Genomic DNA, 23194 nt, shown 5'->3' on the forward strand with positions numbered 1-23194 from the left:
ATTCGAACTACACGGCCGTTCGAACTTCTCCGAACGGCCCTTGACAGGAGGCACGTGCGAGCGCATCCTTTATTCAACCAGATGGTTGATAAACCAGAAGGTTGCCAAAATGGAGGCCCGACCATGCACGACGACGCGAACGACGACCAACTCGACCGGGCATTCACTGCCCTGGCCGACCCGGTCCGACGCCGCATCGTCGCCCGGCTCAGCCGCGGGCCCGCCACCGTGAACGAACTCGCGGAACCCTTCGCGATCACCAAACAGGCGATCTCGAAGCACATTCAGGTTCTGGAACACGCCGGACTCGTCACTCGCACACGCGACGCCCAGCGCCGTCCCGTCCATCTGAATCCCGCGCGGCTGGAGATGCTGACCGCCTGGATCGACCGCTACCGGTTGGTCAAGGAACAGCAGTTCCGCGATCTCGATGCCGTGCTGGCCGGGGAATCGGCCGTCCCGAAACCATAGGGTTCCCCCGAGGACCCCCAGAAAGGTTCGCGAGGTTCGCCATGAGCAACGCCCTGAACGTCACCGTCCCCGACGGTGTCCCCTTCATCGACTACGCGCGCGAATTCGACTTTCCTGTCGCTGACGTGTTCCGCGCCCACAAAGACCCTGATCTCATCGCGCAGTGGCTCGGCCCACGCGGCATGGAGATGACGATCGACCACTACGATTTCCGCACCGGTGGCAGTTACCGGTACACCCACACCGACAACGAGGGTTCGTACACGTTCACGGGAGTGTTCCACACCGTGCGGGAGAACGAATTCGCCGTTCAGACATTCGAATTCGACGGCTTTCCCGATGTGGTGAGCATCGAGTTCCTCACCTTCACCGATCTCGGCGGCGGGCGCTGCAGGCTCAGCGGCCACGCTGCGTACCCGAGCATGGAGGCTCGCGACGGAATGGCATCGTCCGGGATGGAGACCGGCATGAGTCAGGGCTACGACCGGCTCGACGAAATTCTGGCACGCGTGTCGGCGCCGTGAACAGCCGAGCTCGGCCACGCACCGATCACCGAAGTGCGTGGCCGAGTTCCGCTGCGTGCGAGAGCAATTGTTCGCCGTCCCGCGCAACGACCACGTGATCACACACGTCCGCGTAGTCGGACATCGCGCATGTCGCCTGGGCCCAGTACCGCTCCGGCTCGGGCGTGATCCACGCCAGGCGGTGAACCCGTCGCCGCAACTCTTCGAGGTGATCGACCCGCGCCGGCAACCCGTTGCACCGCCCGTCCCCCACGACCAGAACCGAGGTTCGACTGTCCATCGAGCCCGCGTGTTCGGCGAGCAGTTCGTCGAACATCCTGCCGTAATCGCTGCTGGCCTCGAGATCCACGCCGGGGTGCGCAAGCACCGCCGCGAGCGCACCGTCTCCGTCGGCAGCGAGCAGCTGCTGTGTCACGTCCACCGGGCGATCCACGAACGCGACCACCCTGCAGCGATGTGCGCGACCATGCATCGCCTGCGCAAGACGCAGCGTGAACGCGGTGATCGGGCGGACCGACAGCGACACGTCGGCGAGCACGAGTAATCGCACGCGATCGGGACGCGGGGCACGGACGACGAGGTGGAACGGCACTCCGTCGGTGCGCATCCCGGCGCGCGCGGTGCGGCGCATGTCGAGCCGGCCGCGGGTCAGTTCACGGGGGCGCGGTCGCGCGGGACCGCGCATCCGCCGCAGCACCTCGTGGCACGCGAGCTCGATCTCGGCACGATCGACACCTGCCGCGTCACGGGACTCCGGAGCTTCGACCTCCTCGGTGCCGGACGGACTCACCCCGGCCAGCGATGCCACGAACGCCTCGACTGCGTCGACGAGACGGCTCAATTGCGCCTCGCTGAGTGGCCCGTCGACGACGTCGCCGCCGTACATTCGGTGCGGATCGTATGCATCGAGCCACGCGAGGATCGACGTCGGGTCGTCCCACGACAACGACCCGACGACCGCGGCACCAGGATCCGCGGACAGTTCGCCGACCGTCGTCGAACCGGCCCGATCGACGTCGACCGTGTAGGTCACACCGCGCCGGCCCGAGTCCGCACCGGTGTCGACAGACAACTCGGCATCGGACGACGTCATCGACACATCGTCGTCGTCCTTGTGCGGATTGAAGCCCTTCTCGGCCTCGGGAGTGTCGAAGTGGTCGCCGACCTCTGCAGCACGCTCGTTGTATTCGGCGTAGCGGGCGATGCTCGGATCGTCGTCGATCTCGAGAGCGGTGGGAAGAGAGTCGGCGAACTGGGCACGCAGCGGGTCGTGCGCATCGGCCTTCGCCGCGTCCACCGCACCGAACAGCTCGTCGAAAGCGCGCTCGAAACCGGCACGTTCGTGCGGGTATTTCGCGCATACCGCGCGCAGGCACGACCGCAACGCCCCGCGATCACGGGCCCCCACAAGGCCGAACACCCTACGCACTTCGATGGTTTCGGCGGGTGAAGCCGCGACACCGTGCTTGCGCAGCAGCAGACCGAACACTGCGGACACCACGTCCAACGGGTGCCCGGCGCGCCGGTGCTCAGGAGCACTCACATGCATGGCGCGGTCACCGCCGCGCACCGCTGCCGGCCGCGTCGCGACCGCCTCCACCACGACCCCGGAAGACCGCCGTGGTGGTGTTGGCAGGATTCGACGCCACGGTCACACGTTCCGCCGGCATCGACGCGGCAGCGGGTGCCGGTACCGGCGCCGCACCGTCGAGGCGATTCTTGACGAGGTCCACGTCACCGGTGTATTTGAGCAACGTAGACAGCAGTACGTCACGCATATCGACCACCGGATTCGACTCGGGTGCACCGTTTTCCATCACCGACGCGGCACGAGCCGCATCGATCACCTCGGAGATGGACGGGCTTTTCCGCAATGGCAGATCGCGCAGTGTGCGCGCCAGTTCGACGACCTGCCCCGCGGTACCCGAGGACACCTCGGGTGCGCGGGCGGTCACGATCTCCCGTTCGCGTTCGAGGGTCGGGTATCCCACGTGATAGTGCAGACAGCGGCGTTTGAGAGCCGGAGACAGTTCCCGGGTGTCGTTGGAGGTGAGGATCACCCACGGCATCGAACGGGCGGTGAACGTGCCGACTTCGGGAATCGTGACCTGACGTTCGGCGAGAACCTCGAGCAACAGTGCCTCCATGGACTCTTCGGTCCGGTCCACTTCGTCGACGAGGAGCACCACCGGTTCCGGCGACAGCACCGCATCGAGCAGCGGGCGGACCGAGAGGAACGCCTCCGAATAGAGACCGAAGTCCTGTTCGGCGAGGAATCGGGACGCGTCGGCAATGTCGGGGTACTGTCCGAGGAGTTCACCGATCCGGTCGCGCAGCATCTGTACATGCAACAACTGTTTGGCGTAGTCCCACTCGTACAGCGCGCGGCTGTCGTCGAGACCCTCGTAGCACTGGAGCCGGATCAGCCTGCGACCGCCGACTGTGGCGAGCGCCTTGGCGAGCTCCGTCTTTCCCACACCGGCCGGACCTTCGAGCAGCAGCGGTCGCTCGAGTGCGGTGGCGAGGTGAACGACGGTCGCGAATTCGTCGTCGGCGATGTAGTCGTGCCGGCGCAGCGCGGACTGCAATTCGGCGCCGTTGGAGAAGGCGGTCATGGATCCTCCGGTGCGTGCGGGCTCAGGCCCGGGAGCGGGCAGTGCGTGGGGTCGCACCCGGGAGCGGGCAGGGGCAAGCCGCCCCCGGGCGCGGGGTCCTGTCGGGTCAGTACGACCGATTGATGCAGTGATCGACGACGGGGATCATCGACTCGACTGTGACCTCACGGGGGTTGCCCGGGGTGCACCAGTCGCCCTGGATGTGCTCCGAGATCGCCCGCACGGTCTTCTCGTCGCCCGGGATCGTTTCGCCGCGGCCGGCGTACTTGCCGGTGTTCATCCGGTTCTTCTCGTACGAGTCGGTGCGCACCTGGCCGAAGTTGTCGGGAATCCCGACGTCCTGCGCCAGCCGGATAGCGGCCTCGACCGCAGCGTCGGCAGCCTGCACGGTCGTCATGTTGCGGGTGTCGACACCCATCGCCGTCGCAATGCGCGCGTAGTTCTCGTAACGCGACGGCAGGTTGTACTCCCACACTCGGGGAAGCGCGATCGCGTTGTTGAGGCCGTGGTGGCTGTCGAAGAACGCCGACGTCGCGTGCGAGATGGAGTGCACGATTCCGAGACCGCCCGAGTTGAACGCCTGCGCAGCGATGTACTGGGCATTCATCATGCCCTCACGCGCCTTGAGATTGCGGGGCTCGTACACCGCCTCCCGCAGGTTCTTCGCGACGAGTTCGATCGAGTACAGAGCGTTACCGAGCGACGGCGCGAAGTCCAGGCGCGAGACGTACGGCTCGGAACCGTGAGCGAGGACATCGAACCCGCAGTACGCCGTGAAGTGTTGTGGGCAGGTGTAGTAGAGCAGCGGATCATCGATAGCCAGAGTGACGATCGTCGCCTCGTCGAAGCCGACCCACTTGTGCGGGTGATCCATGTCGGAGGTGTCGGTGATGACGTAGGCCCAGGAGGTCTCCGAGCCGGTGCCTGCCGTGGTGGACACCGCGATGTGGGGCGGGTTCTCCTTGATGGTGGACTTCGCGAAGCCTTCGAATTCGTTGATGTTTCGGCCGTCGTGAGCGATGACGACGCGCGCGCCCTTCGCAGCGTCGTGGCTCGAGCCGCCGCCGACGGAGATGATCGAGTCGCACTTCTCCTTCTGGTACAGCGCCGCCGCTTCCATGACGTTGTAGTCCTTGGGGTTGGACTCGACCTTGTCGTAGAGGACGACCTCGACACCCTGGTACTCGATCTTGCCTACGAGTTCTTCGATGATCCCGGAACCGCGCAGGCCGGTGGTCATCAGAAGGGTGCGCTTGAACCCGAGATTCTTGGCTTCGACACCGATGATGTCGTGCGCCCCGACTCCCATGAGAGCGCGCGGGAAGGGGTGGAACTCCTTGATGGGAAAATCCCAGATCTGGTTGAGCTCGATTGCCATCGTGATTCTCCTCGATTATCGGCGGGTGTGATGTACGCCTCATGCACGACCCACAATCGACCAGGGAGTTCGCCTGGAGAAGGGCTCCGCACGGAAACCGTCCGGCTGCGGCGACGGGACCGTCCGATCGGGCAGGCGGGCCGGGACCGAACGGGTGGGCAGCACATCCGGGGCCCGCTCCCGGTAGCGTGTCGGTGCCGCACTACGGCTGGTATTCTTCAAACTAGAACACGTTCTAGAAATTGTGGTGAGCAGCACACTGCCGCCCCACGTTTGCACGAGAGGACAACCCCATGACGACAGTCGAGGTGCCGCACGGGTCACGATCGGTGATTCTCACCGTGTCTGCCGTCATCGAAGAGACGTCGGACAGCCGCTCGATCGTCTTCGCCGTACCCGAAGAACTGCGCGAGAAGTTCGCCTACAAGCCCGGCCAGTTCCTCACGCTGCGCATCCCCAGCGACCGAACGGGCTCGGTCGCTCGGTGCTATTCCCTGGCGAGCTCACCGTTCACGGACGATGCCCCCAAGGTGACCGTCAAGCGCACCGTCGACGGCTACGGCTCCAACTGGCTGTGCGACAGCATCTCGGCGGGCGACGAGGTCGAGGTCCTTCCTCCGTCCGGGGTTTTCACGCCGAAGTCCTTCGACCACGACTTCCTGCTCTTCGCAGCAGGCAGTGGCATCACCCCGGTCATCTCGATCCTCAAGTCCGCGCTGACGCAGGGCTCGGGCAAGGTCACACTGGTGTACGCCAACCGCGACGAGAAATCCGTCATCTTCGCCGAAGAACTGCGCGCACTCGGTGAGAAGCACGCCGACCGGCTCACCGTCCTGCACTGGCTCGAGTCGGTGCAGGGCCTGCCCACAGCGACACAGCTCGCCACCGTCGCAGCGCCGTTCGCCGACCGCGAAGCATTCATGTGCGGACCCGGCCCGTTCATGGACGCGGTGCACCAGGCGCTACACGATGCCGGAATGCCGCGCACCAGCGTGCACGCCGAGGTGTTCAACTCGCTCGCCGGAGATCCGTTCGCCGACCACGAGCCCGTCGAGATCAGCGACGAGGAGGCCGCCGACGCAGCGACCGTCGAGGTCGAACTCGACGGCGAGGTCCACACCCTGTCGTGGCCTCGCAAGCAGACGCTCGTCGACATCATGCTGGCCAAGGGCATCGACGTGCCGTACTCGTGCCAGGAGGGAGAGTGCGGCTCGTGCGCGTGCACTGTCCTCGAAGGCAAGGTCGAGATGGAACACTGCGATGTTCTCGATCCCGAGGACATCGAGGCAGGCTACATCCTGGGCTGCCAGGCGCGTCCCGTCACCGACACCCTCAAGATCGAATTCTGATCACCCTCAGGGTGTCTGCGGCTCCTACGCCGGTGTGACCTCCTCGAGGCGCACCGGCGCACGCTTCGGCTGCCGCAGCACCAGCGCGATCCCGGACGTGAGTGCGAGCGTCGCGACAATCGCGCTGTAACCGACCGCGGTGGCGGTGAGCCCGAACGTGCCCGTGGCCACGCCGGCAGCGATGGCCGGAACCGAGAACGCGAGATAGCAGACCACGAACATGGTCGCGAAGATCTGCGCCCGCTGGTTGGGGCGACCCAGGCCGCTCACGATTCCCATGGCACCCAGGAACGTGGACCCCCAGCCGAACCCGGCGACCGCGGTGCCCACGAAGTACAGCACCACCATGCCCGACAGCAGGGCAGCCGCAACCACGACGACACCGGCCGCAAGCAGGACCACGCCCGTCACGACGACACGGAGTTCGGCGAATCGTCGCATGACCACTGCCGCGACCGAGCCCGCTGTGAATAGGGTCGCGACGGCGAGCCCGGCAACGAGCCGGTCCTCGATACCGAACACCGCATCGACGATCGATGTCCCCAAGGACATGTACAGGCCGCCGAGCGCCCATGCCGACATCAAGCACGGCAGGACCAAGAAGAACTGCGCACGCACTCCCTGCGGGAGCGCGACACTCGGCTTCAGGGCACGCAGCGCTTCCCTCCGAGAGGAGAACCCTTCGGGCTGCGAATGCTCCGGCACGAACGGGAGCGCGATCACGATCGCGATCGCGAGGGCCGCGACGAGCGCATAGCTCAGCACCGTCGGGAACGGCGCGAACTGAACCAGAAGACCGGCGCCGGCCGCACCCAGCCCTAGCCCGAGCGACGGTGCGATGCTGTTGATCAGCGGGCCGATCCGAGGGTTGGGTTGCAGGTCGATCATCCCCGCGGCGACTGCGCCCGTAGCGGTACCGACCGCCAATCCCTGGATGATGCGCGCCACGATCAACCATCCCGCACTGTCAGCGAGAATGAACACGACCATCGAGATCGCGAGAATCAGCATCGCGGCACCGACGAGCGGACGGCGGCCGATGCGGTCCGACAACGAACCTACGGTGAGCAGGGTCGCGAGCAGAGAGACGACGTAGATCGCGAAGACCACGGTGAGCACGGCCGCCGAGAATCCCCACATTTCCTGGTAAACGGGGTACAGAGGTGACGGCGCCGCAGACGATCCGGTGAGGGTGAACGCCCCCACCCCCATGACCGCAAATCCGAAAACACGCGATCCGGCATCGGATGGGGCGGACGGAGCCATCGAACCTCCAGCAGACGAACCGGCGACAAGGAAACAAGGAAACAAGACACGAGCAGCAGCGCCGCACATCACGGCGCTGCTGCCTGTGCAACATCGTCGTCCGGGAAAATATTTCGCTTACGTCACGATCAACCCCGACAACCGTGCTGGGCTGCAGAAAGGTTTATCACTTGGCAACTCGCCCGGTCATTGACCGACCGGTCGATCAGGCATATACCGAAAGTGAGGGACACATCCTCACAGACACATTTCTCAAGGAGGCCACCATGTTCTCCGACAGCCGGCTGCAGGACTACGTAGCCGTCGTTCTGGGCGTCTTCGCCGCCCTCTCACCACTGTGGTTGGACACCAATTCCAACGCCATGTGGTCGCTCATCGTCCTCGGTGTGCTCGTCGCCCTGTGCGGCATTGCACAGATCATGAGCCCGGCAACAGCTACGATCGACTACGCCATGGGCATCTTCGGCGCACTGTTGTTCATCTCGCCGTGGGTGATGTCGTACACCGCATTCAGCGGAGCGTCGTGGACCGCATGGGTCGTCGGTGTGCTGACCGTGGTCGTCGCGGTCGCTGCGCTGCCCGCCATGAATACCCGCATGCACGGAGGCGGCCTGGCAACACATCACTGATCCGATCACCGTCACGCCGGTGGGGCCGAGCCGTCCCGGCCGACTTCACCGGCATTCTCCTACGCGGAGGTGATCAGTGAGCAGGCACCTCGATCGCGGTACTGCGCAGGCTGCGCGCACCCGCATCCTCGATGCAGCCGAGGCACTGTTCGCGGAGCACGGATTCGACTCGACCGCCACCACTGCCATCGCGACGGCAGCGCACGTGCCGAAGGGCCTGATCTTCTACTACTTCCCCACCAAGGAGGCGATCCTCGACGCGTTGATCGCTGAACGACTCCCCACCGAACCGATCTCCGACGTCGTCGCGCTCGTCGCACCGGGCGATCCGGCAACGAGCTTGGTCAATCTGGACACCGCGTTGAACCTCGGGCAGAACGCTTCCTCGGTACTCCGCGTGATCATCTGGCGGGAGGCAGAAACACACACCGACGTGCGCACCCATGTGCGGACGCTCCGCGCGTACCTCCACGACACGACGATGCGCGTGCTCCAGGCGAGTTCACCGGCGCCCGTGTCCGCAAGCGCCGTGCGCACTGCGGCAACGACATGGGTGTCGGCGATGCTCTCCGCAGCCACCAACGACCGACTGTTCGGTCGTGACGGACTGCCGCGTGCCCACGAAGAACTACAGAACATCGCACGCTTGATCGCGGCAGGAATGTCCAGGATGACGCCACTGCCGGGGATGTCGGCCCGGCTATGGGCGTGACGACCACGCTGCCGCCACGCGGGGCCCCGAACTCAGCCGATCGGGTTCGGAGCCGTCCCGAACAACTCGCGTCCGGCTGCGAATGCGCGGGCACCTTCCGGGAGGGTGCCACGCTCGCCGCTGAGAAACACCTCGATGCGCCCCGATCCCGGCGAATCACGGCCGAGCGCGTCCATTCTGCGCAGTGTCTGCTGCGCGACGGCCTCGGCGCTGTCGAACAAGCGCACCCCCGCGGGCAACTGCGCAACGATCGTGTCCGCAACAAGCGGATAGTGCGTGCACCCGAGAACGACGCCCTGGACATCGTCGGGCGTACGCTCGACGGCCGAAGCGATCGCGGCGGACGCGCCGTCGCGGTCACCACGATCGATCGCATCGGCGAGACCGTGGCACGCGACCCCGACGACGTCGCTGCCGTTCGCGAATTGTGCGATCAGATCGGCCTGGTACCGACTCGCAGTGGTCGCCGCGGTCGCCCAGATCGCAACCGACCCGCAGACGGCGGCCGCCGGCTTGATCGCGGGAACAGTGCCCACGACGGGCACATCCGCGCCGAGGTCGGCGCGCACGTGGTCGAGGGCGGTGACGGACGCGGTGTTGCACGGCAGAACCACGACCTCGGCTCCCCGCTCCACTGCCCGCCGGGCCGTCGTGACTACACGCTCGATGACCCAATCGGACGGCTTCGGACCCCACGGTGCGCCTGCGGGGTCCATCGACAACATCAGGTCGATGTCGGGGCGCAGGCGCCGCAACCACGCGGACGTCGGAAGCAGCCCGAAACCCGAGTCGACAAGAGCAACGATCACCCTACGAATCTAACGGGTCCGGGCGCTCGGACTCACGCCATGGTGGCGAGCAACTCCTCGATGGGTGCGCCCGCCGCGATCTTCATCCGGTTCTTCATGACCTGAGCCGGCATGCCACCGCCGACGACACCGACGAGCCGGCCATCACGTTCGTAGAAGGCCAGGAACTTGCGGCCATCGTCGCGCACAACGTGCACGGTGTCGTCGCCGCGTACCGCACCGAGCCCCTGGATCTTGATCTCGTACTGGTCGCTCCAGAAGTAGGGCACCGCCGACGCAACCCCCACATCGCCCGAGACCAGAGCCTTCACGAGCACGGTGGCCTGCTCACCCGCGTTGGTCCAGTGTTCGATGCGCTTACGACCCCCGTCGGGAAGCTGCCAGGAGGCGACGTCGCCGACCGCCCAGACGTGGGGAGCCGACGCGCGACCCACCTCGTCGCACACGACACCGTTGTCGAGCTCGATGCCCGATCCGTCGAGCCACTCGGTGACAGGGATCGACCCGATACCGAGCACAACCAGATCGACAGCGACTTCGGAGCCGTCGCCGAGCACGGCGGCGGTGACTCGGTCGTCGCCGCGGAGTTCGGCCAGGCCGACCCCGGCCCGGACATCGACCCCTTCTTCGGTATGGAGTCGCGAGACCAACGAACCGACCTCGGTACCGAGAACGGACGCCAGCGGAGTCTCCTGAGGCTCGACGAGCACGACCTCGACACCTTTCGCACGCAGGCTGGCTGCAACCTCGCACCCGATGAACCCGGCGCCGACCACAAGAGCGCGTGCTCCCGGCACCACGTCTTCACGCAGCGCGCGACTGTCGTCCATCGATCGCAGTACGTGTACGCCCGCGAGTTCCTTCAGACCCGGGATCCGCCGCGGACGAAGGCCCGTCGCGATCACCAGTTCGTCGTAGTTCAGCTCGGTCCGGTCGGCGAGGGTGACAGTCTTCGCTGCCGTGTCCACCGACGCGGCCGGGCTGGCGAGCCGCAGATCGATCCTCTGCTCCTCGAAGAACTCCTGGGGGCGCAGCGTGGTGTCGTCGCGGTCACCGCGGAGGACGTCCTTCGACAGGGGCGGGCGGTCGTAGGGCAGGTGCGTCTCGTCGCCCACGAGCACCAGTTCGCCCTCGAACCCTGCGCGGCGCAATTCCTCCGCGGTTCGCACACCGGCGAGTCCCGCTCCGACAACGACGATCCGATCAACTGCCACCTGAGTCCATCCTCCTGAAGTCGTGACATCTGCCACGTGATTGCTTCGGGTCTTCATACCAAATACAAGTGGCGGTGAACAGAGCGCCGATCGGCTCTGCGCGGCACATCTCCTCCCGCCCTGGCGGATACTTAGGGTCGAAAGTACAAACGAAGATCTCCATACGCGACCGGCACAGCCCCACGCGACACAGCCACGAGGGAGTTTTCATGACGAGCGACAGCGGCGCAGGACTCAGCCGCGTGCAATTCGGAGCCGGTTCGTCTCCCGGCCCCGTCGACACCCAGGGACGGACGATCATCGCGGACGCCGTCGTCGCAAAGATTGCCGGAATCGCCACGCGCGAGATCAGCGGGGTGTTCGACGTCGGCGCGGGCACCGCGCGCGTCGTCGGCGCCCTCCGCGACCGGATTCCGGGGGCTCGGATCAATCACGGTCAGGGCGTGGCCGTCGAAGTCGGCGAGAAGCAGGCCGCGATCGACATCGGCATCGTCGCCGAATACGGCGTTGCGCTCCACGAACTGGCCGTCGCCATCCGCCACAACGTGATCGTGGCAGTCGAGCGCATGACCGGGCTCGAAGTCACCGAAGTCAATATCACGGTGTTCGACGTCGTCCTCCCGGACGAGGCGGTGGAGGCCGGGGCGGAGCAGAAGCCTCGCGTGCAGTGACCGTGGACGCCCGGACCCCGAACGGTGACGCCGCCACGCGCGCCGACCGCAACGACGCCGATCTCGTCGACGACGTCGCGAGCACGGTGCTGAGCATCGCCGGAATCGCCGCTCTGCACGGTGGTGAGTTCGGTGAAGTCGCCACGTACCTTCCCTGCAGGCGTGTCTCCGGCATCCGGCTGGGTCCCGGAGTGTGCGAGATCCACGTGACCGCCCTCTACCCCGCCGACCTTCCCGCACTGGGCGAAGCAGTGCGGCGGTATGTCGAACCCCTCGTCGACGGGCCGGTCCGCGTGGTGTTCCAGGACATCCGACGGCCCCTCGCCGACCAGATCTCCGCAGAGAATCAGGTGACATCTTGACTACTCCCCGCCCTGAACGACGGGGATTCTCGGACTCACATCCGAGAGTTCCTGTTTCACCGGCGACTGCGGACGGGAAAACCCGTGCCGTCTGACATCGCCTCCGCAGGCGTTTGGTGTCTCCGCCAGCCCGGCGGCGACAAGGATGTTCTTCGCGGCATTGACGTCCCGGTCATGCCGGGTACCGCAGTCGAGGCACGACCAGTGCCGTGTCCCAAGGGACAGCACGGCGAGCAGATGCCCGCACACGCTGCACGTCTTCGAGCTCGGATACCAGCGGTCGATCACCACGAACCGGCGTCCGGCCCGCTCGGACTTGTACTCGAGTATCGACCGGAACTCACCCCACCCGCATTCGCTGATCGACTTCGCCAACCGGCGGTTGCGGACCATGTTGCGCGGGGCGAGGTCTTCGACGGCAATGGTGTCGAACCGCGCCACGAGATCGGTGCTGGTCTTGTGGAGGAAGTCGCGTCGGGCATCGCGGACACGGGAGTGTGTGCGTGCCACCCTCGAGCGTTGCTTGGCGCGGTTGTTCGATCCCTTCTGCATCCGGGCCAGGCGCCTCTGATGGCGGCGCAGGCCGCGTTCGTGCCGGGCCATGTGCTTCGGGTTCCCGATCTTCTCCCCGGTCGAGAAGACCGCGAAGTCCTTGATCCCGAGGTCCACACCGACCGACTCGCCCGTATCCGGCAACGGCGCGGGATCGGCCTGGTCGACGGTGAACGTCACGAACCACCGCCCGTCCGCCTCGCGGGAGACGATCACCATTGTCGGGTCGAGCGTGGCGAGGTCGATGCCGGGCCAGGACCACGCCACCTGCATCGGTGCGGTGGTTTTCGCCAGCCACAACCCGTCCGGTTTGATGCGGAACGCCGAGCGTGTGTAGTGCGCGGACTGGCGAGACTGCCGGTTCTTGAACCGCGGGTACTTGGCGGTGCCCTTGAAGAACGACTGGAACGCGGTGTGCTGGTGGCGCAGCGTCTGCTGCAGCGGCACCGAGGACACCTCCGACAGGAACGCAAGCTCCTCGGTTTTCTTCCACTCGGACAGTGCGGCGTCGGTGTCCTTGTACGCGGTCGATTTCTGCTCGGTGGTGTACCGGCGTTGCCGGTCGGCGAGGGTCTTGGTCCACACGACGCGCACGCAGCCGAACGTGCGGCGCAGCAGCGCCGACTGTTCGGGATCCGGGTAGGCCCGGACCTTGTATGCGGTCCTCATCTGCCCATGACAACAGAAGGGTCCGACATGTCGAACACCATTCCTGCCCGCCGTGAACGGCGGGGCATCCTGGCGAGGTCCCGATGAACCACAACCCAACGACCAACACCGTTGTCGGACTCATCGCAGGCCTACTGCTCGCCCTGGCCGGAATTCTGGGCGGATTCAGCGGGCTGCTTTTCGCAGTACTGCTGGGCGCACTCGGAGCCGCCATCGGCGCGCACCGCGACGGCATCCTCGACCTGGGCGCGCTGTTGCGAAGCCGTGGCCGTGGCTGACCCTGCACCTCCGGCCGCCCCCTCCGAACCAGAATCGTCCGATCTCGCAGGGGCACGCGGAAGCCTCACCATCAAGGACCGTGCCATCGAGCGGATCGCTGCTGCCGCCGCGCTGCAAGTACCCCACGTCGTCCGGCAGAGCAGCAGCATGAGCCTGCTCACCGGTCGCGAACTACCCCGCGCCGAGGTGATCACCGCGGGTAGTGCCGTGGCGGTCAATCTCTACATAGCGGCGGAATGGCCCTACGACGCGGCTGCGCTCACGCGGCGTGTGCACGACGCCGTCGCATGGCATCTGCACGAGTACACCGGACTTGTGGTGCACGAACTCAACGTGTTGATCGTGTCGACCGTGCGCGCAGTCGAAGACGAGCCGGTCGAGCAGTCCGTGCCCGTCGAGTATCTGGAATCCGACATCGTCGCCGGGAATACCGGGCCCCGCTCCGACATTCCCGTGACACCACCGCTGCCGCCGCTCGCCACACCGGCGGCGGCCCCTGCTGCGGCGCTCATCGCACTCGGCGCGCTCGGTCTCGCGTTCGTCGCCGCACGGGAGTTGTTCATCGTTCGCGGCACCTACGACGGCGCGCCGTGGATCCGCAACTCGTTCGAATGGTTCGGACGGCTGCACTGGCATCCGTGGATCGCACCCGTTGCAGTAGTACTCGTTCTCCTCGGAGTCTCCGCGATCGCGGTGGCACTGAAGCCGCGCAGGCGCACCCACCTGCCGTTGACGCAGTCCGGCACAGTTCCGACCGTCTGGATGCGACGTACCGACATCGCCCGAATGTGCAGCGCGCGCGCAGCAGCATTGCCCGGTGTACTTCACGCGCGGACCGTCGTCGACCGCAGACGCGCACTGATCCGTGTCGTCGCGGCGTCGGACAGCGCGATCGACGATCTCCACGACACCATCCGCGCGGAAGTGGAACCGCGGCTGGCACTGCTGGCAGACCCGATTCCGCTGGTTCTGAAGGTTTCGCGCCACGAAGCGCCTGCCCCCACCAACGAAACGGGAACACTGCCGTGAAACTCCGCACCGTGCTCGTCAACCGGTTCTTCGCCTTCGTGGTCGGATGTGCCTTCCTCGGCGCAGGCGCATTTGCACTGGCCTGGGTGTGGCGGGTGCCGTTCGCACGTGAGCGACTCGCCGATCTCGACCGGCCGCTCATCATGGACCTTCCCGATCAACCGTGGTGGACACCGGCATTGTGGACCGTCCTGGCCGCGGGCTGCGCGATCGGGATCGTGCTGCTCGTCGTGAACCTGTCGAGGCGCCGGACCTCGACCGTGGAGTTGTACGACGAGGTGACCGATGCGACGCTCGGCGTCGACCTCGGTCCGGTCGCAACAGGGGTGGCGCGAGAGCTCGAAACGTTTCCCGGTGTCCGGTCGGTGCGTAGCCGCGCGGTCGTGGAACGGCACCTACCGACACTGTCGGTGACCGTCCAGGCCGAGTCCGGCATCGATGTCTCCGAATTCACGGCCTGCGCGGAGGATGCTGCGCGTCGGGCCGCCGCCGCAGTCGGCGGTGCCCGTGTCGCGACCCAGATACTCCTGCATCTGGACCCCGCGAGCGAGGTCCGCTGAACGACCCTTCACCCTGACCTGCTCACTGCACGACGACACTTCTTCACAGAAACGCCGAACGGCGCCCACCCCGGAGGGTGGACGCCGTTCGAGCGTCAGTGAGTACTAACTCACGCGATGATCTTCGTGACGCGACCGGCGCCGACGGTACGGCCACCCTCGCGGATCGCGAAGCGGAGGCCCTCGTCCATGGCGACCGGCTGGATCAGCTTGACGGACATCTCGGTGTTGTCACCGGGCATGACCATCTCGGTGCCCTCGGGAAGGGTCACAACGCCCGTCACGTCCGTGGTACGGAAGTAGAACTGCGGACGGTAGTTGTTGAAGAACGGCGTGTGACGGCCGCCCTCTTCCTTGTTGAGGATGTAGGCCTGGCCCTCGAACTCCGTGTGCGGAGTGGTGGTGCCGGGCTTGATGACGACCTGGCCACGCTCGACGTCTTCGCGCTTGATGCCGCGGACGAGGAGACCGACGTTGTCGCCGGCCTGACCCTGGTCGAGCAGCTTGCGGAACATCTCGATGCCGGTGACCGTGGTCTTGGTCGAATCGGGGCGGATGCCGACGATCTCGACCTCTTCGTTGACGTTGATCACACCGCGCTCGATACGGCCGGTGACGACCGTGCCGCGACCCGTGATGGTGAAGACGTCCTCGACGGGCATGAGGAACGGCTTCTCGGTCTCACGAACCGGATCCGGGATGGACTCGTCGACGGCCTGCATGAGGTCCTCGACCGACTTGACCCACTTCTCGTCACCCTCGAGAGCCTTGAGAGCCGAGATCGGGATAACCGGAGCGTCCTCGTCGAACTCCTGCGAAGCGAGGAGCTCGCGCACCTCCATCTCGACGAGCTCGAGGATTTCCTCGTCGTCGACCATGTCGGCCTTGTTCAGGGCGACGAGGATGTAGGGCACGCCGACCTGGCGAGCGAGCAGCACGTGCTCGCGCGTCTGCGGCATCGGGCCGTCAGTGGCGGCGACAACGAGAATCGCGCCGTCCATCTGAGCAGCACCGGTGATCATGTTCTTGATGTAGTCCGCGTGACCCGGAGCATCGACGTGCGCGTAGTGGCGCTTGTCGGTCTGGTACTCGACGTGGGAGATGTTGATCGTGATACCACGAGCCTTCTCCTCGGGAGCCTTGTCGATCTGGTCGAACGCGAAGCTCTCGTTGAGATCCGGGTACTTATCGGCCAGCACCTTGGTGATCGCAGCCGTGGTCGTCGTCTTGCCATGGTCGACGTGACCGATGGTGCCGATGTTCACGTGCGGCTTGGTCCGCTCGAACTTCGCCTTCGCCACTGGAATGTCCTCCTGGACTGTTGTTGCGTGCAGTATGCAGCAGTGCGGTTTGTATTACTTGGTCGTGCAGACGACCGGTTCCAACCCGAAGGTTACTCGCCGGTGGCCTTGGCGATGATTTCCTTCGAGACGTTCGACGGAACCTCTGCGTAGGAATCGAACACCATGGAGAAGTTCGCGCGGCCCTGAGTCTTCGACCGCAGGTCCCCGATGTAACCGAACATCTCCGAGAGCGGAACCAGCGCCTTCACGACACGGGCACCACTGCGTTCCTCCATGGCCTGGATCTGGCCACGGCGGGAGTTGAGGTCGCCGATCACGTCACCCATGTACTCCTCGGGTGTCGTGACCTCGACGGCCATGAGCGGCTCGAGGATCACCGGGGCAGCCTTGCGGGCCGCTTCCTTCAGTGCCTGAGAGCCGGCGATCTTGAACGCCATTTCGGACGAGTCGACGTCGTGGTACGCACCGTCGAGCAGCGTGACCTTGACGTTGACCAGCGGATAGCCCGCGAGCACGCCGTACTGCAGAGCATCCTGGGCACCGGCGTCGACCGACGGGATGTACTCGCGCGGAACGCGTCCACCGGTGACCTTGTTCTCGAACTCGTAGGTCGCGCCGTCCTCGCCCGTGAAGGGATGGAGGGCGATGATGACCTTTGCGAACTGGCCCGAGCCACCGGTCTGCTTCTTGTGGGTGAACTCGTGCTTCTCGACGGCCTTGGTGATGGTCTCGCGGTACGCAACCTGCGGCTTACCGACGTTGGCCTCGACCTTGAACTCGCGACGCATGCGGTCGACGAGGATGTCGAGGTGGAGCTCACCCATACCGCCGATGACGGTCTGGCCGGTCTCTTCGTCGAGCTCGACGGAGAACGTCGGATCCTCTTCGGCGAGCTTCTGGATCGCGGTGCCCAGCTTCTCCTGGTCGGACTTGGTCTTCGGCTCGATGGAGACCTGGATGACCGGGTCCGGGAACGTCATCGACTCGAGCACGACCGGGTTCGCCTGGTCGCACAGGGTGTCGCCGGTCGTGGTGTCCTTCAGGCCGATCATCGCGTAGATGTGGCCTGCCACGGCCTCTTCGACCGGGTTCTCCTTGTTGGCGTGCATCTGGAAGAGCTTGCCGATGCGCTCTTTCTTGCCCTTGGTGGCGTTGAGCACCTGAGCGCCCGGCTCGACCCGGCCCGAGTACACGCGGACGAAGGTCAGCTTGCCGAAGAACGGGTGCGCAGCGATCTTGAAGGCCAGAGCCGAGAACGGCTCGTCCTTGCTCGGCTTGCGCGTGAGGGTGGTTTCCTCGTCGTTCAGCTTGTGGCCGATGACCTCGCCGATGTCCAGCGGAGTGGGCAGGTAGTCGATGACCGCATCGAGCATGGGCTGGACACCCTTGTTCTTGAACGCGGTGCCACACAGAACCGGGTAGAGCTCGGAGTTGACGGTCAGCTTACGGATGGCGCCCTTGATCTCGGCGACCGTGAGCTCCTCACCACCGAAGTACTTCTCCATGAGAGCTTCGTCGGACTCGGCGACGGTCTCGAGCAGCTTCTCGCGGTACTCGGCGACCTTGTCGGCGAGATCGGCGGGGATCTCCTCGACGGTGGCCTCGGTGCCGATCGGAGTGGTGCCGCGCCAGGTGAGCGCCTTCATCTCGACGAGGTCGACGACACCGTCGAAGTCGTCCTCCGCACCGATCGGAATCTGCAGGACCAGCGGCTTCGCACCGAGACGATCGATGATCGTCTGCACGGTGAAGAAGAAGTCCGCGCCCATCTTGTCCATCTTGTTGACGAAGCAGATGCGGGGAACGTCGTACTTGGCAGCCTGGCGCCAGACCTGCTCGGACTGGGGCTCGACGCCCTCCTTGCCGTCGAACACGGCGACTGCGCCGTCGAGGACGCGCAGCGACCGCTCGACCTCGACCGTGAAGTCGACGTGGCCGGGGGTGTCGATGATGTTGATCTGGTTGTTGTTCCAGAAACAGGTGACCGCAGCGGAGGTGATGGTGATACCACGCTCCTTCTCCTGCTCCATCCAGTCGGTGGTGGAAGCACCGTCGTGGGTCTCACCGATCTTGTAGTTCACACCGGTGTAGTAGAGGATGCGCTCGGTCGTCGTGGTCTTACCGGCATCGATGTGCGCCATGATGCCGATGTTGCGGACCTTGTTCAGGTCGGTCAGCACTTCCTGTGCCACAGGTAAACCCCGCTCGTAGCTCGTGTCGGTCCTTGGGTGCGGACCACATGTTCTTAGGTTGTCAGCCGGCCTTTACGGGACCGACACAGATGTGCGAGCAGCCGATCGGGGGATCATGAAGATCCACCCGACCGGCGTCGACTCACCAGCGGTAGTGCGCGAACGCCTTGTTGGCTTCGGCCATCTTGTGCGTGTCCTCGCGACGCTTCACAGCGGCACCGAGGCCGTTGCTGGCATCGAGAAGCTCGTTGGCGAGACGCTCGACCATCGTCTTCTCACGACGCTGACGCGAGAAGGTGACCAGCCAGCGCAGGGCCAGCGTGGTGGAACGGCCGGGGCGAACCTCGACCGGCACCTGGTAGGTGGCGCCACCGACACGACGGCTACGCACCTCGAGGGCGGGCTTGACGTTGTCGAGCGCGCGCTTGAGGGTGACGACCGGATCGGTGCCGGTCTTCTCCCGAGCCTGCTCGAGCGCCTGGTAGACGATGCGCTCGGCAGTGGACTTCTTGCCGTCGAGGAGGATCTTGTTCACGAGCTGGGTGACCAGCGGCGAACCGTAGACCGGGTCGGCGATGAGGGGGCGCTTCGGAGCGGGTCCTTTACGTGGCATCAGCCCTTCTCCTTCTTCGCTCCGTAGCGGCTACGTGCCTGCTTGCGGCCCTTGACACCCTGGGTGTCGAGCGAGCCGCGGATGATCTTGTAACGCACACCGGGGAGGTCCTTCACACGACCGCCACGCACGAGCACCATCGAGTGCTCCTGGAGGTTGTGGCCCTCACCCGGGATGTATGCGGTGACCTCGACCGAAGTGGTCAGGCGCACGCGAGCGACCTTACGAAGCGCCGAGTTCGGCTTCTTCGGGGTGGTGGTGTACACGCGGGTGCACACACCACGACGCTGCGGGCTGCCCTTCAGGGCCGCGCTCTTGACCTTGGCGGCCTTGTCGCGGCGACCCTTGCGGACCAGCTGATTGATAGTGGGCATCTATCGGCTTTCTCGTTGTCTGGAGCTGCTCAGGCGAGCAACACTGGCTGTTCTGAAATTAGGGATCCATCGGTTGGAGCAAGGAAGCAACTGCTCCGCACTCGCACCCCGTGCGCACACGAGGTCGGGTGTGTCGCGTACCCCCACACAGGCAGCCGGGGACTCGCACCTGCAGATATCTACAGACCGCGCGTACGGCATCGCCTCGCATAGGCACACAGATCGGCCCGGGCATGCCGGACACGACCCACAACGATACCCGGCAGCGGCGCATGCGGTCAAAGCGAGACGCGACGAATGACCGCGCACGTCGGCGCGGCAGGAGCGAGAAGTCAACTGCTGAGGTTGAGGGTGAGCCGTGCCAACGTAGCAGCAGCCTCACACGGGTCCGTACCACCGGTCGTGTACTGCACCCACCATCCGAAGATCCCCGTGGTTGCCGCACCGGCGGAGATGCCACAGGACAACGGGTCGTTCGGTCGACGCATCTGTAGCGCCCGCCTGCCTTCGACGGTGGTGTCCTCGACCGTGTAGCCGAGCTCGTCACCCGCCTGACGCTCGTGGTCGAGCGAGCCGGTCTCGAACCAGTTGAACGTGACCTTCACTACTCCCGACGGACCGTCCCCCTCCCACCGGCAGATGGCCCCGAAAAACCCTCGGTACACCGCCGCGGCACCCACCGTCTCTGCGATCTTCTCGTCGGTGACGGCGTCGCATTCGGTGAGCAATTTCGTGAACTCCGCCGACAGTCCCGGCCCGCCGCCCGCGCCCTGCGGCACGGCACGGCCTTCGATGCTGCGCGCACATCCGGTGATCACCAGAAGGGCGGCGCAGAGCGCGACGATACTCACGACGATCCGACGAGGCCTGGCGTGCAGGCTCGCTGTACGCCGGCCGGGCCGAGACATGTCCGCACTCATGACCGCGCCCTCTCCACGCTCAGTTCGGCGAGGTTCCTCGCGACGGCGCACGAGTCGGCCGTTGGCGTGAAGTTCGCGTACGTGACCGACCAGTGGATGAAATCGCCGCCGAAATCCACCCCGATTTCGCACAGGACGGTCTGACCCAGCTCGTTCTGAGCCGACCCCATGAATCCTGGCCGACCGTCGATCTCGACGTCCACGGCAGGTCGGCCGATCAGATCCGAACCCGCGCGCTCCCGGCCGATCGGACTGCCCCGGTACCACGAGAAGCTCACGCTCGGGCCACCGACGTAGGTCTCCCACTCGCATCCCACCGAGTTCCGGGTCACGGTGGAGAATTCTCCGAGAGCGAAGGCCTCTCGGACCTCGTCGTCCGAGACCGCACCGCATTCGCCGAAGAAAGGTCCGGGCTCGGTGGCCTGCAGCGCGGTCGTCTCCGGGCCGCCGTCACCCACATCGTCCTCGGTTGACCCGCACCCCGCCACGAACACTGCGGCGAGCGCGGCCATTGCCACGGTCGCCGTGATCCTCCCGGTTCGCCCGGTCCCCTCGACAGGCATGTGCACAGACACTACCCAGCCGTACGTCCGCCCGCTTGTCGACTGCGCGCATCGACAAGTACGGCATCGAGCTGAGCGGCCCAGTGCCGCACGATCTCGGCACGCCTGCGCGAATCATCGGTCAGGACATCGGCAAGACCCAGGCCCCGCGCGAGGTCGAGGGTCGCTTGAACCATGCGGTGTACGACCGGGTCGGTATCGTCGGCTCCGAGTTCTACGATCGCGGCGCGGTGCGCGACCCGTCCGAAACGTTCTTCGAGAGGGACGATGCGTTCACGCAGAACGGGATCGGCTGCGGCCGCTGTCCACACCTGCAGCGCCGCCTTGAACAGGGTTCCGGAGTACTGCTCGATGATGCCCGCGACGACTCGCTCGGTATGGGCAACGCCCGAGACGGGAGCGACGTTGTCGTCGCGGACCTGATCCATACGGCTGTCGAACATGAACTCCAGCGCCGCAGTGATGAGGTCCTCCCGCGTCGGGAAGTGATGCTGGGTCGCGCCGCGTGACACACCCGCACGCTGCGCGACGACCCCGACCGTCGTAGCAGCCCACCCCGATTCGGCCAATGTGTCGATCGTGGCCTCCAGCAGACGCTGCCGTGTCGCTCTGCTGCGGTCCTGCTTGGGTTCGCGCGTCATAACTGCCTTCTCCTGATCCCGAGACCGTCCGGTCATATCGCGGCTCCGTACACTCGTACCCCAGGACGAGACGGAAAGGCAGTTTCACTGTGGCAACGTTGGTGAGACGCGAGGACTATTTCGACGCTGCGATCGAGCTTCTCTCGTCGGACGATTACGGGGCGCTCAAGCAGGCGCAATTGTGCGCACACCTCGACGTCACCACGGGGTCCTTCTACAACTATTTCGCCAGCTGGGCGCAGTTCCGCAAGGAGTTCCTCGCGAACTGGCTCGAACAGCAGACGATCCGGCTCGTCGCGACTGCACGCCTCGAGGCCTCCCCGGTCCGGCGCCTCGAGCTGCTGATCGACTTCGCGTGCGGTCTCCCCCACCACGCCGAGTCGTCCATCCGTGGCTGGGCACACACCGACGCGGAGGTGCGTTCGGTGCAGGCCACCGTCGACTACCAGCGGTACCTGGTGGTGGCGGAAGCGACGTCGGCGATCCTGGACGATGCCGCGGCCGCCGAGGGTTTCGCCCGCACGGCGCTCTACTGCCTCGTCGGTTACCAGCAGACGGTCCCGCTGCCCGAACTGGACACGCTGAGGTGGGGGCTCGGGCGAATTCTGCACGAGCTCCTCACCACCACGGATCGCTGAGCCACCACGGATCGCTGATACGAACGATCCGGGACTGTCCGGGCGGTTGGTCACCGGTGGGCCCACGACGGGGGTCGCCGCTGAAGGAAGGCCGTCATCCCCTCGACTGCCTCGTCCGAACCGAACAGCTCGGCCGATTGCGCTGCGAGTTCAGCACCGTGCCGATCGAAATCGTCCAGCATCTGTCGCGTGAGCAGTTGCTTCGACGCCGCGAGGCCCCGCGGTGAGCACTCGCGGAACTCGGCGAGCAGTTCCGCTACGGTATCGGCCGGGTCATCGGCGGTGATCGTCACCAGGCCGTGCGCACGGGCCTCCTCGGGACCGAAACGCTCCCCGGTGAGGAAATACCGTGAGGCAGCCCGCGACGACAGTCGCGGTAACACAGTCAGGGAAACGATCGAGGCAGCCAGTCCCAGACGTGCCTCGGTGAGGGCGAAGGTGGTGCGCGGACCCGCTACGACGACGTCGCAGGCACCGACGATCCCCATCCCACCGGCCCGGACATGGCCGTCGATCTGCCCGACAACAGGTTTGGGTGTTTCGAGGATCTGCCGCAACAGACCGGTCATCTCGCGGGTCCGGTCCGCGGCCGCTTCCGCCGGCGTCCCCCTCGAATCAGCGCTGCCGGCCTCGCGCAGATCCGCTCCGGCACAGAATGTTCCGCTGGTGTGCGTGAGGACGATAGCGCGCACCTGAGGATCCGCGGCCGCGTTGCCGAGCCGTTTCTGCAGCTGATGCAGCAGGGTCGACGACAGGGCGTTGCGGTTGTGCGGCGAGTCCAATGTCAGTGTCGCGGCACCGTGGGCGACGTCGTAGCGTACGAGCGGATCTTCGGATTCGGTGTGCGTCATGACATCCCC

General features: G+C 65.6%; 26 protein-coding genes. 11 read left to right on the plus strand and 15 right to left on the minus strand.

Annotated elements, in window-relative coordinates; genetic code table 11:
* Positions 1-123: 123 nt before the first annotated feature.
* Together HCA61_RS19975 and HCA61_RS19980 are read left to right on the plus strand one after the other, a co-directional pair.
* A complete protein-coding gene (locus tag HCA61_RS19975; protein WP_169689953.1) occupies positions 124-471 on the plus strand; it encodes a metalloregulator ArsR/SmtB family transcription factor in 348 nt (115 codons plus the stop codon).
* 41 nt (positions 472-512) lie between these two features.
* Positions 513-995, plus strand: coding sequence for an SRPBCC family protein (locus tag HCA61_RS19980; protein ID WP_169689954.1), 483 nt, complete (start codon positions 513-515; stop codon positions 993-995).
* 25 nt (positions 996-1020) lie between these two features.
* Here HCA61_RS19980 and HCA61_RS19985 read toward each other — a convergent pair whose 3' ends face one another.
* The 3 genes from HCA61_RS19985 to mdo all read right to left on the minus strand — a co-directional run bounded on the left by HCA61_RS19985 (position 1021) and on the right by mdo (position 4988).
* Positions 1021-2544 (minus strand): VWA domain-containing protein, encoded by a 1524-nt coding sequence (locus tag HCA61_RS19985; protein ID WP_169689955.1) that lies wholly within the window; start codon positions 2542-2544, stop codon positions 1021-1023.
* A gap of 7 nt (positions 2545-2551) precedes the next feature.
* Entirely contained in the window at positions 2552-3610 is a 1059-nt protein-coding gene (locus tag HCA61_RS19990) for a MoxR family ATPase (RefSeq protein WP_169689956.1), read from the minus strand.
* Positions 3611-3716: 106 nt separating this feature from the next.
* The gene (gene mdo, locus HCA61_RS19995) at positions 3717-4988 is read right to left on the minus strand and encodes an NDMA-dependent methanol dehydrogenase (protein WP_169689957.1); all 1272 of its coding nucleotides are present in this window, start codon (positions 4986-4988) and stop codon (positions 3717-3719) included.
* Positions 4989-5281: 293 nt separating this feature from the next.
* Here mdo and HCA61_RS20000 point away from each other — a divergent pair, with 293 nt between their 5' ends.
* Positions 5282-6337 (plus strand): ferredoxin--NADP reductase, encoded by a 1056-nt coding sequence (locus tag HCA61_RS20000; RefSeq protein WP_169689958.1) that lies wholly within the window; start codon positions 5282-5284, stop codon positions 6335-6337.
* 24 nt (positions 6338-6361) lie between these two features.
* Here the strand turns inward: HCA61_RS20000 and HCA61_RS20005 are convergent, their stop codons facing one another.
* Complete coding sequence (locus HCA61_RS20005) at positions 6362-7603, minus strand: MFS transporter (protein WP_169689959.1); 1242 nt, start codon at positions 7601-7603, stop codon at positions 6362-6364.
* A 266-nt stretch (positions 7604-7869) separates the two neighbouring features.
* On the opposite strand from HCA61_RS20005, the gene HCA61_RS20010 reads away from it, so the two are divergent.
* Both HCA61_RS20010 and HCA61_RS20015 read left to right on the plus strand, forming a co-directional pair.
* Complete coding sequence (locus tag HCA61_RS20010) at positions 7870-8232, plus strand: SPW repeat protein (RefSeq protein ID WP_169689960.1); 363 nt, start codon at positions 7870-7872, stop codon at positions 8230-8232.
* A 76-nt stretch (positions 8233-8308) separates the two neighbouring features.
* Complete coding sequence (locus tag HCA61_RS20015; RefSeq protein ID WP_169689961.1) at positions 8309-8944, plus strand: TetR/AcrR family transcriptional regulator; 636 nt, start codon at positions 8309-8311, stop codon at positions 8942-8944.
* A gap of 32 nt (positions 8945-8976) precedes the next feature.
* Here the strand turns inward: HCA61_RS20015 and HCA61_RS20020 are convergent, their stop codons facing one another.
* Both HCA61_RS20020 and HCA61_RS20025 read right to left on the minus strand, forming a co-directional pair.
* Entirely contained in the window at positions 8977-9753 is a 777-nt protein-coding gene (locus HCA61_RS20020) for an aspartate/glutamate racemase family protein (RefSeq protein ID WP_169689962.1), read from the minus strand.
* A gap of 32 nt (positions 9754-9785) precedes the next feature.
* Positions 9786-10967 carry an FAD-dependent oxidoreductase gene (locus tag HCA61_RS20025; protein ID WP_346777611.1) on the minus strand — a complete coding sequence of 394 codons (1182 nt, stop codon included), beginning with the start codon at positions 10965-10967 and terminating at the stop codon, positions 9786-9788.
* A 209-nt stretch (positions 10968-11176) separates the two neighbouring features.
* Between HCA61_RS20025 and HCA61_RS20030 the strand changes: the two genes are divergently transcribed.
* Together HCA61_RS20030 and HCA61_RS20035 are read left to right on the plus strand one after the other, a co-directional pair.
* Complete coding sequence (locus HCA61_RS20030; protein ID WP_169689964.1) at positions 11177-11638, plus strand: Asp23/Gls24 family envelope stress response protein; 462 nt, start codon at positions 11177-11179, stop codon at positions 11636-11638.
* Positions 11635-12000: a hypothetical protein gene (locus tag HCA61_RS20035; RefSeq protein ID WP_346777612.1), complete on the plus strand. Its 366-nt coding sequence runs from the start codon at positions 11635-11637 to the stop codon at positions 11998-12000. The genes HCA61_RS20030 and HCA61_RS20035 overlap by 4 nt, the downstream gene beginning before the upstream one ends.
* Here the strand turns inward: HCA61_RS20035 and HCA61_RS20040 are convergent, their stop codons facing one another.
* Complete coding sequence (locus HCA61_RS20040) at positions 12001-13221, minus strand: RNA-guided endonuclease TnpB family protein (RefSeq protein WP_169689965.1); 1221 nt, start codon at positions 13219-13221, stop codon at positions 12001-12003.
* A gap of 83 nt (positions 13222-13304) precedes the next feature.
* Here HCA61_RS20040 and HCA61_RS26430 point away from each other — a divergent pair, with 83 nt between their 5' ends.
* The 3 genes from HCA61_RS26430 to HCA61_RS20055 are packed head-to-tail and all read left to right on the plus strand — an operon-like array spanning position 13305 to position 15089.
* Positions 13305-13499, plus strand: a complete 195-nt coding sequence (locus tag HCA61_RS26430; protein WP_054714775.1) for a hypothetical protein — start codon at positions 13305-13307, stop codon at positions 13497-13499.
* On the plus strand, positions 13492-14529 hold the full coding sequence (locus tag HCA61_RS26885) for a DUF6286 domain-containing protein (RefSeq protein WP_169689966.1): 1038 nt from the start codon (positions 13492-13494) through the stop codon (positions 14527-14529). Before HCA61_RS26430 ends, HCA61_RS26885 begins: the two co-directional genes overlap by 8 nt.
* Positions 14526-15089 carry a hypothetical protein gene (locus tag HCA61_RS20055; protein WP_169689967.1) on the plus strand — a complete coding sequence of 188 codons (564 nt, stop codon included), beginning with the start codon at positions 14526-14528 and terminating at the stop codon, positions 15087-15089. Before HCA61_RS26885 ends, HCA61_RS20055 begins: the two co-directional genes overlap by 4 nt.
* Before the next feature lie 110 nt (positions 15090-15199).
* On the opposite strand, the gene tuf is transcribed toward HCA61_RS20055, so the two are convergent.
* The 7 genes from tuf to HCA61_RS20090 all read right to left on the minus strand — a co-directional run bounded on the left by tuf (position 15200) and on the right by HCA61_RS20090 (position 21696).
* A complete protein-coding gene (gene tuf / locus HCA61_RS20060) occupies positions 15200-16390 on the minus strand; it encodes an elongation factor Tu (protein WP_169689968.1) in 1191 nt (396 codons plus the stop codon).
* Between the two features lie 92 nt (positions 16391-16482).
* Positions 16483-18585, minus strand: coding sequence for an elongation factor G (gene fusA, locus HCA61_RS20065; RefSeq protein WP_169689969.1), 2103 nt, complete (start codon positions 18583-18585; stop codon positions 16483-16485).
* A gap of 142 nt (positions 18586-18727) precedes the next feature.
* Positions 18728-19198, minus strand: a complete 471-nt coding sequence (rpsG, locus tag HCA61_RS20070; protein ID WP_054714779.1) for a 30S ribosomal protein S7 — start codon at positions 19196-19198, stop codon at positions 18728-18730.
* Positions 19198-19572 (minus strand): 30S ribosomal protein S12, encoded by a 375-nt coding sequence (gene rpsL / locus HCA61_RS20075; protein ID WP_169689970.1) that lies wholly within the window; start codon positions 19570-19572, stop codon positions 19198-19200. The genes rpsG and rpsL overlap by 1 nt, the downstream gene beginning before the upstream one ends.
* 332 nt (positions 19573-19904) lie before the next feature.
* A complete protein-coding gene (locus HCA61_RS20080; protein WP_169690119.1) occupies positions 19905-20480 on the minus strand; it encodes a DUF3558 domain-containing protein in 576 nt (191 codons plus the stop codon).
* An 8-nt stretch (positions 20481-20488) separates the two neighbouring features.
* Positions 20489-21055: a DUF3558 domain-containing protein gene (locus tag HCA61_RS20085; protein WP_206040353.1), complete on the minus strand. Its 567-nt coding sequence runs from the start codon at positions 21053-21055 to the stop codon at positions 20489-20491.
* An 11-nt stretch (positions 21056-21066) separates the two neighbouring features.
* On the minus strand, positions 21067-21696 hold the full coding sequence (locus tag HCA61_RS20090; RefSeq protein ID WP_169689971.1) for a TetR/AcrR family transcriptional regulator: 630 nt from the start codon (positions 21694-21696) through the stop codon (positions 21067-21069).
* Positions 21697-21785: 89 nt separating this feature from the next.
* On the opposite strand from HCA61_RS20090, the gene HCA61_RS20095 reads away from it, so the two are divergent.
* Entirely contained in the window at positions 21786-22334 is a 549-nt protein-coding gene (locus HCA61_RS20095; protein WP_169689972.1) for a TetR/AcrR family transcriptional regulator, read from the plus strand.
* A 50-nt stretch (positions 22335-22384) separates the two neighbouring features.
* Here the strand turns inward: HCA61_RS20095 and HCA61_RS20100 are convergent, their stop codons facing one another.
* A complete protein-coding gene (locus HCA61_RS20100) occupies positions 22385-23185 on the minus strand; it encodes an enoyl-CoA hydratase family protein (RefSeq protein WP_169689973.1) in 801 nt (266 codons plus the stop codon).
* Positions 23186-23194 lie beyond the last annotated feature (9 nt).

Source organism: Rhodococcus sp. HNM0563 (assembly GCF_012726195.1).
Classification (GTDB): domain Bacteria; phylum Actinomycetota; class Actinomycetes; order Mycobacteriales; family Mycobacteriaceae; genus Rhodococcus.